Origin of the sequence: Rhizobium sp. BK289 (genome assembly GCF_014193575.1) — a bacterium.
GTDB lineage: Bacteria > Pseudomonadota > Alphaproteobacteria > Rhizobiales > Rhizobiaceae > Rhizobium > Rhizobium tropici_C.
In genome coordinates, this window is record NZ_JACHZO010000001.1 from 143,418 (window position 1) to 157,478 (window position 14,061).

The window sequence follows — 14,061 nt, forward strand, 5'->3', positions numbered from 1 at the left end:
ATGCGTTGCATAATCGTTATTCCCTGCCTCAACGAGGAAAAGCACATCGAGCCGCTGATCGGTAAGCTCGGACAGGCTTTGGACGAACTCGATGCCAGGATCGTGGTGGCTGATGGCGGCAGCACGGATCGCACGCGCGAGATCGTCAGGGAGATCGCCGCGGGGGATCCGCGTATCCTGCTGCTTGACAATCCCAAGCGGCTGCAGAGTGCTGCCATCAATCTCGCCATGGAAACCTTCGGCGACGATTATGACTATTTCATCCGTATCGACGCTCATGGCGATTATCCGGCCGATTACTGCCAGACACTGGTTCAGGAAGCCTGCGCCACAGGCGCGGATTCCGTTGTCGTCGCCATGCGCACCATGGGCTTCAGCGCCTTCCAGAAGGCAACGGCCGTGGCACAGAACTCCAAGCTCGGCAACGGCGGCTCGAAACATCGCGAAGGCGCCAAGGGCCACTGGGCCGAGCATGGGCACCATGCGCTGATGCGCGTCGCGGCCTTCCGGTCGGTCGGCGGCTATGACGAGACCTTCAGCCACAACGAAGATGCCGAACTGGATTACCGCCTGCACAAGGCGAGGTTTCGGATCTGGCTCACGGACAAGACGGCCATGACCTATTATCCGCGCGCCAGCGTGCCGACGCTCTTCAAGCAGTATCTCGGCTACGGCCGTGGCCGCGCGCGCAACATCCTCAAGCATCGCAGCATGCCGAGCCTCAGGCAGATGCTGCCGCTGGCAGTCGTGCCGATCTTCATCGGCGCCTTCCTGGCCGTGCTCAACTGGATTGCGGTCATTCCTATCGGCCTCTGGGCCGTGGCCTGCATCGCTTACGGCTTCTGGATCGCTCTCGGTCAGAAGAATCCTTACGGCCCGCTGGCCGCCATCTCGGCCATGGTCATGCATTTCGCATGGTCGATGGGTTTCTGGATGGAAGTCTTCAGCTTCCGCAATCGCAGGATCGCGTCATGACACAAGTCCATCGACGCCCGATCAGGATCGATATCGCTGTTTGCACCTACCGCCGGGCAGAGCTTGACCAGACGTTGCTGTCGCTTGCCGTGCTTGCCATTCCCACCGGCGCGATTGTCCGTATCATCGTCGCCGACAATGATGTCACGCCGAGCGCGCGGGGCCGTGTCGACGCCATGCGTTCGGCCGTGCCCTTTGAAATCGTCTATGTCCATTGCCCGGCATCGAACATCTCGATCGCCCGAAATGCCTGCCTGGATCATACAAGCGGCGATTTCATCGCTTTCATCGATGACGACGAGACGGCGTCGGAAGATTGGCTGGCGGAATTGCTCATCATGGCCGACACGACTGGTGCCGATGCAGTTCTCGGCCCCGTTCAGGCGGTCTATGCGAATGTCGCGCCCGCCTGGATGCGGCGCGGCGATTTCCATTCGACCTTGCCCGTCTGGGTCGCGGGAGAGATTGTCACCGGTTACACCTGCAATGTGTTGCTGCGCCGCGGCGCGCCTTCGCTTGCCGGCCGGCGTTTCAATATCGCGCTCGGCCGCAGCGGTGGTGAAGACACCGAGTTTTTCATGCACATGCACAAGGCGGGCGGCCGGATCGCCTATGCCGAGGATGCGTTGGTCTACGAACCCGTCCCCGACAAGCGCGCCACGGTTTCCTGGCTGTCGAAGCGCCGCTATCGCATGGGCCAGACGCATGGACGCATGCTGCTGGAAGCCACGAATGGCTTCGGGCGCTGGCGCGCGATTGCGCTTGCCGGCACGAAATCCGCCTATTGCTTTGCCGCTGCCGCATTGCTCGCGGCCTCTCCCATCAAGCGCCATCGCTATGGCCTGCGCGGCATCATGCATGCCGGCGTCGTCAGCGGCCTCTTCGGAGTTCGCGAAATCGAACAATATGGAAGTCTGGAGAAGGCGCCGCAATGACGGATTTCATCCCCGATGTCAGCTTCGTCATTGCTGCCTACAATGCCGAGGAAACGCTGGAGCGCGCCATCGACAGCGCGCTGGCGCAAGGTGCCGTCAGCATGGAAGTGATCGTCGTCGACGATTGCTCGACGGACAGAACGCGGGAGATCGCCGGCAACCATCCCGATCCACGTGTTCGTCTCGTTGCCATGGCCCGCAATGGCGGGCCGGGCGCTGCTCGCAATGCCGGCCTGGATGCGGCCCGTGGCCGCTGGGTGGCCGTGCTCGATTCCGATGACGCCTTGCGGCCGGACCGTATGGCGCGCCTGATCGCCCGGGCGGAAAAGGCGGAGGCACAGATCGCCGTCGACAATCTCGACGTCATTCGCGAGGACGTCGGAACGACGCTTCCCATGTTCCCAGAGGCGATGCTGGTGCGCATGCCGACACTGACGCTGGCCAAGTTCATCGCCTCGAACATGATTTTCCAGTCGGAGCACAACTTCGGCTATATGAAGCCGGTCTTCGATCGTGCCTTCATCGAGAAGCATCGCCTGCGCTTCGATGAAACCCTGCAGATCGGCGAGGATTATATTTTCCTTGCTTCCGCCCTTGCCCGGGGCGGCACCTGTGTCGTCGAGCCGATGGTGGGCTACCTCTATTATATTCGCGATGGCTCGATCTCCCGTGTTCTTAAGAAGGAACATGTGGAGGCCATGCTTGCCGCCGATTCCAGGTTCTTCGCCGAACATCCCTTCGGTGCGGCGGCTCTTGCCGCGCAGCGGCGGCGCACGCGCAATCTCAAGGAAGTCATCGCATTCCTGAAGCTGGTCGACAGCATCAAGGAACGCGAGCTGCAGACCATGCTGAAGATCGCCTGCCTCAATCCGCGCGCGGTGCGCCATCTCAGCATGCCGATCTTTGCCCGTTTTCGTCGGCTGGCAGCCTCTCTGCGGAGCGGCCGCCAGGTAACGCCCACCTCTCAACTTACCTCGCCCCTGCCCAATATGGGCGCAGGCCCTCACTCTAACAAAGGATAGAGCCATGGACCCCAAGCATCGTGTGAGAAAAGCAGTCATTCCGGTTGCCGGCAACGGAACACGCTTCCTGCCCGCCACCAAGGCAATGCCGAAGGAAATGCTGACGATCGTCGATCGTCCGGTCGTGCAATATGCCGTCGATGAAGCCATCGAAGCCGGCATCGAGCACATCGTCTTCGTCACCAGCCGCAACAAGTCGGCGATCGAAGATCATTTCGACGATACGCCGGAGCTGATTTCCTCACTGCAGCGGGCTGGCAAGAGCCATCAGGTTACCGAGTTGGAGCGCCTTCTGCCGCGCGCGGGTGCCGTCAGCTTCACCCGCCAGCAGGCTCCGCTCGGTCTCGGTCACGCCGTCTGGTGTGCCCGCGACCTGATCGGTAACGAACCCTTCGCGCTGCTGTTGCCCGACATGCTGTGCTACGGCATGCGCGGCTGCATGGCAGGCCTGATGGATCTCTATAACGAAGTTGGCGGCAACATCGTCGCCGTCGAGGAATGTGCTCCGGAAGAGACGTCGAAATACGGCATCATCGGCAAGGGCAATGCGGTTCGGCACGGCTTTGCCGTGACCAAAATGGTCGAAAAGCCGCACCCGTCCGAAGCGCCTTCAAACTTTTACCTCAATGGCCGTTATATTCTTCAGCCGGAGATATTCGACATTCTGGCCCGTCAGGAGCGCGGTGCCGGCAACGAGATCCAGTTGACCGACGGCATGCTGCGCCTTTCCGAGACGCAGTCCTTCCATGCCCAGGTCTATAACGGACGCACTTTCGACTGCGGGTCCAAGCAGGGCTTCATCGAAGCCAATGTCGCCTTTGCGCTGGCTCGCGCCGATATCGGCGGACTGGTCTATGACTCGATCCGCAACCTGGTCGTCTCGCACGAAGCGCAGATGACCGCCGCTTAAGCCTGTTCACATCTTGGTCTGCGGCCGGGAAGGCCGCGGACCTGGCTTATTTTCATTCAGGCTTCTCCGACAAGGTGGTCGCCATGCATCAGAAGAACTTCAATTTCCACAGCGCTCTTCCGCAAGCGGAATCGCAGGATGGCTTCATCGATCTCGATCGGTTGATGGCGGTCATTGGCCGTCGCATCCGCACCATTATTTTCGCCGTGGCCGCTTTCGTCATTCTGGCCGTCGCCTATCTGCTCACTGCTACCGCGAGCTACACCTCGATGACGCAGATATTGCTCGACGAAAGCATGACGAAATATGCGGAGGATCAGCCGCCGGCGGCAAGCAGCCAACAGGCGGATATGGAAATCGCCAGCGCGGTCGAAATCCTGAAATCGAACGAGATGGCGCTGCGTGTCGTCGATACGGCCGGTCTTGCCGATAACAACACGCTGCTCAATCCGCCGATGTCGCCGGCAGCACTGCTCAAATCCGGTGTCGGCCTGATCGTCAGCGTCTTCACGCCGTCCCGCCCCCCGATGACGCCTGAAGAGCAACGCGAGGCCCAGCGCCAGAAAGTTGCGGCCGTCCTGCAGCAGAGCCTCAAGGTCGAGCGCGTTACGCGAAGCTCGGTCGTTGCCGTCTCCTTCAGCTCGACCGACAAACGGCTCGCCGCCACGGTCACGAGCGCCTATGCAAACGCCTATCTGACCGATCAGCTGAACGCCAATTTCGATGCGACCGAGCGTGCTTCCGTCTGGCTGCAGGAACGTCTGAACGACCTGCGCCAGCGCGCGCAGGAAGCTTCGCTCGAAGTCGAGAAATACAAGGCCGACAATGGGCTGACCTCGACCGGCGGGGAACTGATGTCGGAACAGCAGATTTCCGATTTAAACAAGCAGCTGATCATCGCTCAGGCCGATACGGCCAGCGCAGCCGCGCGTTATAATCAATATAAGTCGATCATCGACCAAGGTCCCGATAACGCCGTCAAGAATGCCACCATCTCGTCGAGTTCGACCGACAATTCGGTGCTGCAGGATCTGAAGACGCGTTACCTCGCTGTTCAGAAGCGCGAACAGGACGTCACGCAGAATTTCGGTGCCGACCATCCGCAGGCCGTGGCGCTCAAGGCCGAGCGGCTGGACATTACCCGGCAGATCTACCAGGTCCTTCAGCAGCTCACCGCCAGCTACAAGAACGAGCTTGATGTCGCGCAGTCGCGGGCGGAATCGCTGCGCGAAAGCATCGACAAGGTCGTCGGCAAGAATTCCGAAGCCAACAAGTCGCTGGTTCATCTGAATGAGCTGAACCAGAAGGCGACGGCGCTGAAGGGTCTTTATGAATCCTACCTTGGCCGTTTCGAGCAGGCGAGCCAGCAGCGATCCTTCCCGATCGCCAAGGCGCGCGTCATCTCGGTTGCCGGCGTGCCAACGGCGCCGTCGAGCCCGAAGAAGACGCTTGTCATGGCTCTTTCCGTGATCCTCGGCCTGATGGTCGGCTGCGGCGTGGCCGCTTTCCAGGAGTTCCGCGACCGTTTCTTCCGCGTCGAAGCCGACGTGCGCTCCGCGCTTGGATTGAAGTTCCTTGGCTATCTGCCGCTGCTCGGCCAACAGGCGAGCGGCAAGAAGAAGCGGCGCAAGGGGAATATCGGTCAGGAGCCCGCGACCGCCGAGGAGGCGGAACAGGGCGTTACCTTCGAGCGGATGATGCGCATCTCGGTCGAAGCGCCGCGCTCGATCTTCGCGGAGACGCTCAGGAACGCAAAGCTCGCCAGCGATGTCATGCTGCAGGGTCGCGCCGACCGCGTGATCGGCGTCATCTCGGCGCTGCCGGGTGAGGGCAAGTCGACGACGGCCGCCAATTTCGCCGCCCTGCTTGCCAGCAGCGGCAAGCGCACGCTGCTGATTGACGCCGACTTGCGCAATCCGGGCCTGAGCCGCACGCTGAAGTCTCGGCCACAGGCCGGCCTGATCGAAGCCGTGCTTGGTGAAGTGCCGTGGACCAATGCGGTCAAGGTCGATCCGCGCACCAAGCTTGCCATTCTGCCGGTTGTGGTGCGCGATCAGCTGCTGCATACCAGCGAGCTTCTGTCTTCTCAGGGCATGCAGCAGCTGATGGAGAATGCGCGCAAGATGTTCGACTATATCGTCGTCGATCTTGCTCCGCTCGGTCCCGTCATCGATGCGAAGGCCTTTGCCCCGCAGGTCGATGCCTTCCTGTTGGTGACCGAATGGGGCGCGACCCCGACCAATCTGGTGCGCAATGTGCTGGAGCAGGAGCCGCAGATCAATTCGCGCGTTCTTGGCGTCATCCTCAACAAGACCGACATGTCGGAACTGCCGCGCTACAGCGATTTCGGCGGAACGGAGCGCTATCGGCAGAAATATGTGAGCTACTACACCGAGGTACAGCCGCGCGCCCAGGTGGACGCGTAGTCTGCTTATGCCTTGCCGGCCTTGAGCCGAGTCCTTGCCAGGGCATGTTCACGCCAGATCGTGAATATGCCCGCCGCCACGACGATGAGCGCGCCCAGGATCATGGGCGCGCTCAGTCTTTCGCCGAATATGGCAACGCCGATAATGGCGGAGAAAACAAGCTGCAGATAGGTCAGCGGCTGGATCACCACGGCGTCGAGCAGGTCGTAGGCGCGAATAAGGAAATAATGGCTCGATACGCCCGTCAGGCAGAGAATACCCATGAAGATCCAGTCATGCGGTGCGAGCGTCGTCCAGAAGAATGGCCCTATGCAGCTCATCGCGACAGCACCGACGACACCCGTATAGAAAAAGCTGGTCATGGCCCCGTCTTCGCGGCTGACATAGCGCGTGAGGACGACATAGAGCGAAAACAGCAGCGCACCGAATAGCGGCACCAGGAACCGTGCGTCGAAGACGCCGCTTTCCGGTTTCAGGATCAGCAGCACGCCGACGAAGCCGCAGCAGATCGCCAGCCATCGCCGCCAGCCGACTTTCTCGCCGAGGATCGGTATGGACAGCAACGCCACCATCAGCGGGCCGGATGAAAAGATCGCCTGCGTATGGGCAAGGCCGACGATGACGAAGGACGAGATGGCGACGACGATCTGTGCGGCGAGCAGCAGGCCGCGGGCAATCTGCAGGACTGGCCGCTTGGTCCTGATGTTGCGTCGCAGGCCGCCCGGAGCGCGCGAGGCCATGGCGATGGCAAAAAGCATGAAGGCCCAATAGCGGATCATCGCCACCAGGAGCGGCGGATAGGCGCTGACGAGATGCTTGGATATGCCGTCCTGTATGGCGAAGATGCTGATGGCCAACAGCGTGAAGGCGTAACCGGCTTTGTTGGATTTCATGATTTTCGAAGGAAGAAGATGTGCGAGGCCCCGGAGGCGCCGGGACCCGGCGCCACGGTCACTTTAGGCTATTCGTCGTTTCAATCATAGGATCATTATTTGCCTTCCGGCCCCGCCGGCTAGCAGCATCAGCCCTTCTTGCGTTCCGCGACGAAGGCGCTGAAACCTTCGATGAAGGTTGCCAGATTGTGTTTGACCTTCTCATCGGTGAGTTCGCCTTGTTCATTAAAGACGCCGCTGGCCCGCGACACCATCAGCCGGCCGCCGAACCAGGCATCGGCGCCGAGCGTGCGCAGGACCGTCAGCCAGGCATTCTGGCTGAGAATGGTGCCGAAATTACCGGGCGAGGCTCCGAGGACCGCGATCGGCTTGCCGCCGAAAACCTGGGCGATATCGGAGGAGGGGCGGCTCATCCAGTCGATGGCGTTCTTGAACACGCCTGGAAGCGAGTTGTTGTATTCCGGGGTAAACAGGATCAGCCCGTCGACCGAGATGGCAAGATCCTTGAGCTCCTGGACTTTTTCCGGAATGCCGTCCGCAGCCTCGAGATCGGCGTCATAGAGCGGCACGCCATGGATGGTGCGGGCGATCAGTTCGACACCGCTTGGTGCCAGGTCGACGGCAGCATGGAGCAGAGCCGTGTTGAAGGAGCCTTTACGCAGGCTGCCTGATATGCCGAGTATCTTCATTGCTTCCTCCATTTGCCATGATGGGGAGACATTTATGCTTCGGCGTCCTGCGTCAAGGTCTGACGGCGATCTTATGCTGCAAGCAATGACTTCAGCCTGACGGAGCTTGCCGCCAGGGCATTGCGATCCGGATGCGCACGCGCCGCGATCAGCATTTCGGCAAGCCTGATATCGCGCGCTATCGCATTGCCGCGGCCGATGCCGCTGGCGGCGAGCAGTCTTCCGTCCGCGTCCAAATGGAAGAGGATGAACGCCCCGTCATCAAGATCGCGCCGCACATGAGCGACCGCCTCATCCGCAAGGCCGGCGATCTGCAAGGTCAGGTCATACTGGTCGGACCAGGACCAGGGGACGGCCGATATTTCCGCGCCTTCTCCCAGCATGTTGGCGGCGGCGAGGTTCGCCTGTTCCTGCGCATTGCGCCAGGATTCGAGGCGCACACGCCTTCCACCGTAAAGTGCCAGTGGAAACGAACAGCAGTCCCCCGCCGCGTAAATGTCCGCAATGGAGGTCTCCAGCCGCTCGTTGACGGCGATGCCGTTGTCGATCGCAAGGCCGGCTTCTGCAGCCAGTGCCACATTCGGCAGCGCGCCGATGCCGACGAGCAGCAGATCGGCGAAGATCGCTTCGCCGCTAGCCAGATGAACGATCGCCTTGTCGGCGTCCTCCTGCACGGCTTCGATGACCTGGCCGCAGCGAATATCTACGCCTTCCTGGCAATGCCGTCCGGTAATCGCCTCGGCGATGGCATCGGGCACGCCGCGCTTCAAGACGCGCGGTAGGCCCTCGATGACGGTGACGTCGGCACCGCGCATGCGCGCCGTTGCAGCCAGCTCAAGGCCGATGAAACCGCCGCCGATGATGGCAATATGCTGCCCGGGGTAAAGAGCGGCATGCAAGGCCATGGCATCCGCATGAGTGCGCAGCACGCTTATGCGCTCCGACGTGCCGTCGATACCGGGAAAGCCGCGCGCCGAGGCTCCTGTCGCAAGCAGCAGCTTGTCGTAGCCTAGCGTTTCTCCACCCGCGAGCCTGATCGTCTTTATGGCGGGATCGATCGCCGTCACCGTGGTGTCGAGCCTCAGGTCGATCGATTGGTCGCCGTAACGCTCCAACGCGGCGATAAATTTTGGTTCGGGGGTTGCGCCCCATCCGCCTTTCGAAAGGGGCGGGCGTTCGTATGGGGCAAGCGGTTCGGTGCTGATAAGGGTGATATCCCCGCCAAATCCCTTTTCACGAAGCGCGAAGGCGGCGCGCGCACCGCATTCTCCGGCCCCGACGATGACGAAATGCGCCACGATAACCTCCTCAGAGCCCGATGAAGACGGTGCCGTTTTCGACCTTGACCGGATAGGTCTGCAGATTGACGCAGACCGGTGCGCCCTTGGCTTCGCCGGTGCGATAGTCGAAGCGGCCATTGTGCTTGGGACATTCGATGATGTTGTCCATGACCAGGCCGTCGGCGAGATGGATCTTCTCATGCGTGCACAGGCCGTCGGTGGCGAAATAATCGTCTTCGGGGCTGCGATAGACGGCGAAGGTTCGCCCGTCATGATCGAAGCGAATGACATCCTCTTCGTCGATCGCATCGGCGGCGCAGACTTCGATCCAGTTGCTCATGTTTTTCCTCCCTTTGCACGTCCGGTTTTATTGAGCGGCAGCCGGTAGCTCGCCCTGGAATTCCTCGCGATAGGGCCGCGCCGTCGGCGGCAGCTCGCGCTTCAGGAAATAATCCTCATTGCGCAATTGTCGCAGGAATGCCGGGATCATCTCGCGATAGCCGGACCATATGGACGGATTGGCTGCCGGCAGATCATGTTTGATCATCGCATGCAGCTTCGGCAGCGCGTGATAGGGCACCATCGGGAACATGTGATGTTCGACATGATAGTTCATGTTCCAGTAGATGAAGCGGCTCACCGGGTTCATCATGACCGTGCGGCTGTTCAGCCTGTGGTCGATGACATTGTCGGCAAGGCCGCCATGCTGCAGTAGGCCGGTCAGAACATGATGCCAGGCGCCGTAAAGCCGTGGCAGCCCGATCAGCATCAGCGGCAGGATCGAGCCCATGGCAATCGCGGCTGCGATGGTCGCGACATAGATGGCAAGCCAGATGCGGGCGATGCGGATCGCCTTCGGCTGCTCCATCTCGGGAATGAAGGTCTTTTCCGCAGGGCTGACGACACCGCCAGCATTGCGCAGCATGTCGACGATGGCGTGCCAGACATCGAGGATGCCGAAGAAATTCAGGACCAGGCGAAGAAGATCCGGCGGCCGCATGACGGCGATTTCCGGATCGCGGCCGACGATGACGGTATCGGTGTGATGGCGCGCATGGCTCCAGCGCCAGGTCACCGGATTGCGCATGATCATGAAGCAGGCGATCTGATAGACCGCGTCATTCATCCAGCGCGCCTTGAATGCCGTGCCATGGCCGCATTCATGCCACCGGCTGTCCGAGGCAGAGCCGTAGAGCACACCATAGGCCAGGAAGAAGGGGATAGAGATCCATGATCCCCAGAAGTAGACGGCCAGTGCAGCGAATATCACCATGCTGCCGAGCCAGATGATGGTATCGCGGATCGCGGGCGCGTCCGAGCGCTGCATCAGCGCCTTCATGTCCTTGCGTGACACATCCGTATGATACCATTCGGCGGCCGCGAGCCCCGTTTCCACTGCCAGCCTGCCGCTTTCGCCGAGCAGATCGTAGTCACGCTTGATTATTGTCGTCATTCCTGCCTCCCGCGATGTGCAACAGCGCACCGCCCTCGATGCCGAAAACGATAGATCGACTTTTTGCTTGCCTCAATGCATGAATGATGGAATCTATCAAAATATATCAAACTCTGACGTCATGAATGATGACATATTTCAGGAGTAGCCATGCGTCGCCCCACCATAGCGGATCTTGCCAAGGCATCCGGCGTCAGCGTTGCAACGATCGATCGCGTGCTGAACGGACGTCATCGCGTGCGTGAGGAAACGGCAAGGCGGGTCTATGACGCAGCGCAGGAAATCGGCTATCATGCCGTGGGACTCCTGCGTCAGCGGGTCTTCGAGGATCTGCCGCAATATCGATTGGGCTTCGTCCTGCAGAAGCCGGTTCAGGCTTTCTACCAATCTTTTGCCAAAGAAATCGCCACATCCGCGCAGGCCGTCACGACCGCGCGCATTAACGCGCAGGTCGACTTCGTCACTGCGTCGACACCGACGGCGATCGTCGAGAAGTTGAAGGCGATGGCTGGCCGCAGCCAGGCCGTTGCCCTCGTTGCGCCGGATTATCCGGCCGTCACGGCGGCTATCGAGGGGCTGAAGGAAAAAGGTATTCCGGTTTTTTCCCTGCTGTCGGATTTCTCCACGACGGCGCGCCAGGGCTATATCGGTGTCGACAACCGCAAGGTCGGGCGCACGGCCGCCTGGATCATCGCGCGCTCTGCACGGCGTCCGGGGAAGGTCGCCTGCTTCGTCGGCAGCCACCGCTTCCTCGGCCATGAGCTGCGCGAAATCGGCTTTCGCTCCTATTTCCGCGAAAATGCCCCCGAATTCGAGGTGCTGGATACGCTGATCAATCTCGACACGCCGGAGATCACCCATGAGGCGACGCTCGATCTCCTGCAGAAGCACCCTGATCTCATCGGCTTTTATGTCTGCGGTGGCGGCATGGAGGGCGCCATTTCCGCCATTCGCGAGGAGCAGCTATCGGGCAAACTGATCGCCGTCGTCAACGAGTTGACGCCGGAATCGAGGGCAGCGCTTGCCGACGACGTCGTCGCCATGGCGATCGGCACGCCATTGCCGGCACTCTGCAAGGAGCTGATGAGCCTGATGATCAGGTCCCTCGAGAGCGATGAGGCGGCCGTGCCTGGACAGAGCTTTCTGCCCTTTGAAATCTTCGTCTCGGAAAACATCTAGCATTTATGATGGAGTTTCATCATTTCGCCGAGAATTCTATCAAGAATGATGGCTAGGCCCGATGGAAGAAAGACATGAATGTCGCTAGTCCTTCGAGAAACAGGCGCGGCGATGAGGAATGTTTCTTGCGGCCGGACGTCTTGAGGAGGAGTGCTTATCATGAGTTCCATTCGCTTCGCGCTCAATCATATGTGCGCGCCGTCCCTGACACTGGAAGCGTTCTTTGCCGTCGCAAAAGAGCTCGGCATCGATAAGGTGGAGATCCGCAACGATCTCGCCGGAAACGCGATCTTGGACGGTACGCCGGCAATGGCTGTCAAGGAACTCGCGGCGCGCGAAGGCGTGGCTATCATCTCCATCAACGCGTTGCAGCGCTTCAATGAATGGAACGACGAGCGCGCCCGCGAGGCGGCGGAGCTGATCGATTATGCGCGCGATTGCGGCGCCAGGGCGCTCGTCCTTGTTCCGGTCAATGATGGCAGCGGCCGCGAGCCCGAGGTGCGGCGTGCCAATCTCCGCAAGTCGCTGTCGGCCCTGAAGCCGATGCTGGAAGCAGCCGGCATCATCGGTCTTGTCGAACCGCTCGGCTTCGAGATCTGTTCGTTGCGCCTGAAGAGCGAGGCGGCCGCCGCGATCGAGGAACTGGGCGCGAAATCTACCTTCTGCCTGGTTCACGATACCTTCCATCATCATCTTGCCGGCGAGGCCGCGATTTTCCCGGAGTTGACGGGGCTCATCCATATTTCCGGCGTCAGCGATCCCGATGTTTCGGTCGCCGATATGCGCGACCCGCATCGCGTTCTCGTCGATGCCAGGGATCGCCTCGACAATGTCGGTCAGCTGCGCGCGTTGATCGCTGCCGGCTATGCCGGCCCGGCATCCTTTGAGCCTTTCGCTCCGACAGTCCATGCTCTGAATGAGCCGATTGCCGCTCTCAAGGAAAGCATGGCCTATATTGCGGGCCGGCTCTGATCGATGCGGTGGTCCGCGGGCAACTCATTTCCGCGGACTACTGCCCCCACTCGCTCAGTCATGCGAATGGGTTTCGGAGTGCTCCCCGGCATGGTCCGTTGGGATGATGTGCAGGTTCCCGAAGCGCACGCCGCGCTGCGTGATCACACTGTCTGCGAAGGTCATTACCTCTTCCGCCTTGCCCTTCAGCACGGAAACTTCGAGGCAATCATGCCCGTCGATATGGACATGAAGCGTCGAGACTGAAAGATCATGGTGGTGGTGTTGCGCCGTCGTCAGCCGGCGCGACAGGTCGCGGGTTTCGTGTTCATAGACATAGGTCAGCGTCGCATAGCATCTGGCCTCCCCGTCAACCGTCGGCTGCGCGCGCGTGACGGCGTCGCGAACGAGATCGCGCAAGGTTTCCGAGCGGCTGGCATAGCCCCGCTGCGCGCTGATCTTGTCTATCGTCTCCAGAAGATCGTCATCGATGGTGATGGTTATGCGTTGCATATCCTGATCCTCGTTCCACGCAGCGGTTGGTATCGACTAGAGGAAATTTCGAGGCGATTTGCAACGGTGTCCGGCTTTATTGCCGGCCGCGGAAACGACGCTGGTAGGCCGGGTCGTAAAGCGAGCTTTCGCGGAAATCGCTGGCGCCAAGTGATGGACCGACGAATATCAGCGCGGTGCGCTCGATCGGTTCTTCAGCGACCTTTGCCTCGATCGTGGCAAGCGTGCCTCGAACGATCCGTTCATCGGGCCACGATGCCTTGACGACGATCGCAACCGGGCAGTCCGCGCCATAAAGCGGCGTCAGATCCTCGACGACTTCTTTGAGCGCGTGGATCGCCAGGTGGATCGCGAGCGTCGCGCCGGTGGCGCCGAATTTTTCCAGCGTCTCGTTATTCGGCATGGGCGAGGCACGGCCGGAAACGCGGGTCAGAACCAGACTTTGGGCGACGGTTGGTATGGTCAGTTCGCGGCCCAGCGCCGAGGCGGCAGCCGCGAAAGCGGGAACGCCTGGGGTCAGCGTATAGTCGATGCCGTGCCGCTCAAGCCTGCGAATCTGCTCGGCGACAGCGCTCCAGACCGAGAGGTCGCCGGAATGCAGGCGCGCGACATCTTCGCCGGCGGCTGCCGCCTTCAGATACTCCGCCTCGATTTCGTCAAGCGACATCGGTGCAGTGTCGATGATGCGCGCGCCCGGCGGGCAATATTGCAGCAGTTCCGGCGAAACGATCGAGCCGGCATAGAGGCAGACGGGGCATTTTCCGATCAGATCCCGGCCGCGCACCGTGATCAGGTCGGCGGCTCCTGGGCCTGCGCCAATGAAATGCACTGTCAT

14 protein-coding genes are annotated in these 14,061 nt (G+C 60.8%); 7 read left to right on the forward strand and 7 right to left on the reverse strand.

The genetic code is table 11. From position 1 onward, the window contains the following. The 5 genes from FHT84_RS00625 (at position 1) to FHT84_RS00645 (ending at position 6,268) form a co-directional block, all read left to right on the forward strand. Positions 1-975 carry a glycosyltransferase family 2 protein gene (locus FHT84_RS00625; RefSeq protein WP_281411432.1) on the forward strand — a complete coding sequence of 325 codons (975 nt, stop codon included), beginning with the start codon at positions 1-3 and terminating at the stop codon, positions 973-975. After that, on the forward strand, positions 972-1,910 hold the full coding sequence (locus tag FHT84_RS00630) for a glycosyltransferase family 2 protein (protein WP_183761187.1): 939 nt from the start codon (positions 972-974) through the stop codon (positions 1,908-1,910). Before FHT84_RS00625 ends, FHT84_RS00630 begins: the two co-directional genes overlap by 4 nt. Further along, on the forward strand, positions 1,907-2,932 hold the full coding sequence (locus tag FHT84_RS00635; RefSeq protein WP_183761185.1) for a glycosyltransferase family 2 protein: 1,026 nt from the start codon (positions 1,907-1,909) through the stop codon (positions 2,930-2,932). The genes FHT84_RS00630 and FHT84_RS00635 overlap by 4 nt, the downstream gene beginning before the upstream one ends. Positions 2,933-2,936: 4 nt before the next feature. Beyond that, positions 2,937-3,842, forward strand: a complete 906-nt coding sequence (galU, locus tag FHT84_RS00640; protein ID WP_112344581.1) for a UTP--glucose-1-phosphate uridylyltransferase GalU — start codon at positions 2,937-2,939, stop codon at positions 3,840-3,842. 83 nt (positions 3,843-3,925) lie between these two features. Beyond that, positions 3,926-6,268 (forward strand): polysaccharide biosynthesis tyrosine autokinase, encoded by a 2,343-nt coding sequence (locus FHT84_RS00645; protein ID WP_183761184.1) that lies wholly within the window; start codon positions 3,926-3,928, stop codon positions 6,266-6,268. Positions 6,269-6,273: 5 nt separating this feature from the next. Here the strand turns inward: FHT84_RS00645 and FHT84_RS00650 are convergent, their stop codons facing one another. The 5 genes from FHT84_RS00650 to FHT84_RS00670 form a co-directional block, all read right to left on the reverse strand. Then, positions 6,274-7,161: a DMT family transporter gene (locus FHT84_RS00650; RefSeq protein ID WP_169643296.1), complete on the reverse strand. Its 888-nt coding sequence runs from the start codon at positions 7,159-7,161 to the stop codon at positions 6,274-6,276. A 128-nt stretch (positions 7,162-7,289) separates the two neighbouring features. Then, positions 7,290-7,850, reverse strand: coding sequence for an NADPH-dependent FMN reductase (locus tag FHT84_RS00655; protein ID WP_112344584.1), 561 nt, complete (start codon positions 7,848-7,850; stop codon positions 7,290-7,292). 71 nt (positions 7,851-7,921) lie between these two features. Next, positions 7,922-9,148, reverse strand: coding sequence for an FAD-dependent oxidoreductase (locus FHT84_RS00660; RefSeq protein WP_183761182.1), 1,227 nt, complete (start codon positions 9,146-9,148; stop codon positions 7,922-7,924). A 10-nt stretch (positions 9,149-9,158) separates the two neighbouring features. Next, a complete protein-coding gene (locus tag FHT84_RS00665; protein WP_075855758.1) occupies positions 9,159-9,470 on the reverse strand; it encodes a MocE family 2Fe-2S type ferredoxin in 312 nt (103 codons plus the stop codon). 27 nt (positions 9,471-9,497) lie between these two features. Then, positions 9,498-10,583 carry a fatty acid desaturase family protein gene (locus FHT84_RS00670; protein WP_183761180.1) on the reverse strand — a complete coding sequence of 362 codons (1,086 nt, stop codon included), beginning with the start codon at positions 10,581-10,583 and terminating at the stop codon, positions 9,498-9,500. A 150-nt stretch (positions 10,584-10,733) separates the two neighbouring features. Here FHT84_RS00670 and FHT84_RS00675 point away from each other — a divergent pair, with 150 nt between their 5' ends. Together FHT84_RS00675 and FHT84_RS00680 are read left to right on the forward strand one after the other, a co-directional pair. Continuing rightward, on the forward strand, positions 10,734-11,762 hold the full coding sequence (locus FHT84_RS00675) for a LacI family DNA-binding transcriptional regulator (RefSeq protein ID WP_183761178.1): 1,029 nt from the start codon (positions 10,734-10,736) through the stop codon (positions 11,760-11,762). Between the two features lie 159 nt (positions 11,763-11,921). Then, on the forward strand, positions 11,922-12,734 hold the full coding sequence (locus FHT84_RS00680; RefSeq protein WP_169643288.1) for a TIM barrel protein: 813 nt from the start codon (positions 11,922-11,924) through the stop codon (positions 12,732-12,734). A 54-nt stretch (positions 12,735-12,788) separates the two neighbouring features. On the opposite strand, the gene nikR is transcribed toward FHT84_RS00680, so the two are convergent. Further along, on the reverse strand, positions 12,789-13,226 hold the full coding sequence (gene nikR / locus FHT84_RS00685; protein ID WP_112344590.1) for a nickel-responsive transcriptional regulator NikR: 438 nt from the start codon (positions 13,224-13,226) through the stop codon (positions 12,789-12,791). Between the two features lie 76 nt (positions 13,227-13,302). Continuing rightward, complete coding sequence (gene cobM / locus FHT84_RS00690) at positions 13,303-14,061, reverse strand: precorrin-4 C(11)-methyltransferase (protein WP_169643286.1); 759 nt, start codon at positions 14,059-14,061, stop codon at positions 13,303-13,305.

Excerpts from the sequence above, each read along its gene's own strand:
- nikR (WP_112344590.1), bottom strand. The coding sequence starts at position 13,226 with ATGCAACGCATAACCATCACCATCGATGACGATCTTCTGGAGACGATA.
- FHT84_RS00630 (WP_183761187.1), top strand. The coding sequence starts at position 972 with ATGACACAAGTCCATCGACGCCCGATCAGGATCGATATCGCTGTTTGC.
- FHT84_RS00675 (WP_183761178.1), top strand. The coding sequence starts at position 10,734 with ATGCGTCGCCCCACCATAGCGGATCTTGCCAAGGCATCCGGCGTCAGC.
- FHT84_RS00635 (WP_183761185.1), top strand. The coding sequence starts at position 1,907 with ATGACGGATTTCATCCCCGATGTCAGCTTCGTCATTGCTGCCTACAAT.
- FHT84_RS00655 (WP_112344584.1), bottom strand. The coding sequence starts at position 7,850 with ATGAAGATACTCGGCATATCAGGCAGCCTGCGTAAAGGCTCCTTCAAC.
- FHT84_RS00665 (WP_075855758.1), bottom strand. The coding sequence starts at position 9,470 with ATGAGCAACTGGATCGAAGTCTGCGCCGCCGATGCGATCGACGAAGAG.
- FHT84_RS00625 (WP_281411432.1), top strand. The coding sequence starts at position 1 with ATGCGTTGCATAATCGTTATTCCCTGCCTCAACGAGGAAAAGCACATC.
- FHT84_RS00680 (WP_169643288.1), top strand. The coding sequence starts at position 11,922 with ATGAGTTCCATTCGCTTCGCGCTCAATCATATGTGCGCGCCGTCCCTG.
- cobM (WP_169643286.1), bottom strand. The coding sequence starts at position 14,061 with ATGACAGTGCATTTCATTGGCGCAGGCCCAGGAGCCGCCGACCTGATC.
- FHT84_RS00670 (WP_183761180.1), bottom strand. The coding sequence starts at position 10,583 with ATGACGACAATAATCAAGCGTGACTACGATCTGCTCGGCGAAAGCGGC.
- FHT84_RS00645 (WP_183761184.1), top strand. The coding sequence starts at position 3,926 with ATGCATCAGAAGAACTTCAATTTCCACAGCGCTCTTCCGCAAGCGGAA.
- FHT84_RS00650 (WP_169643296.1), bottom strand. The coding sequence starts at position 7,161 with ATGAAATCCAACAAAGCCGGTTACGCCTTCACGCTGTTGGCCATCAGC.
- galU (WP_112344581.1), top strand. The coding sequence starts at position 2,937 with ATGGACCCCAAGCATCGTGTGAGAAAAGCAGTCATTCCGGTTGCCGGC.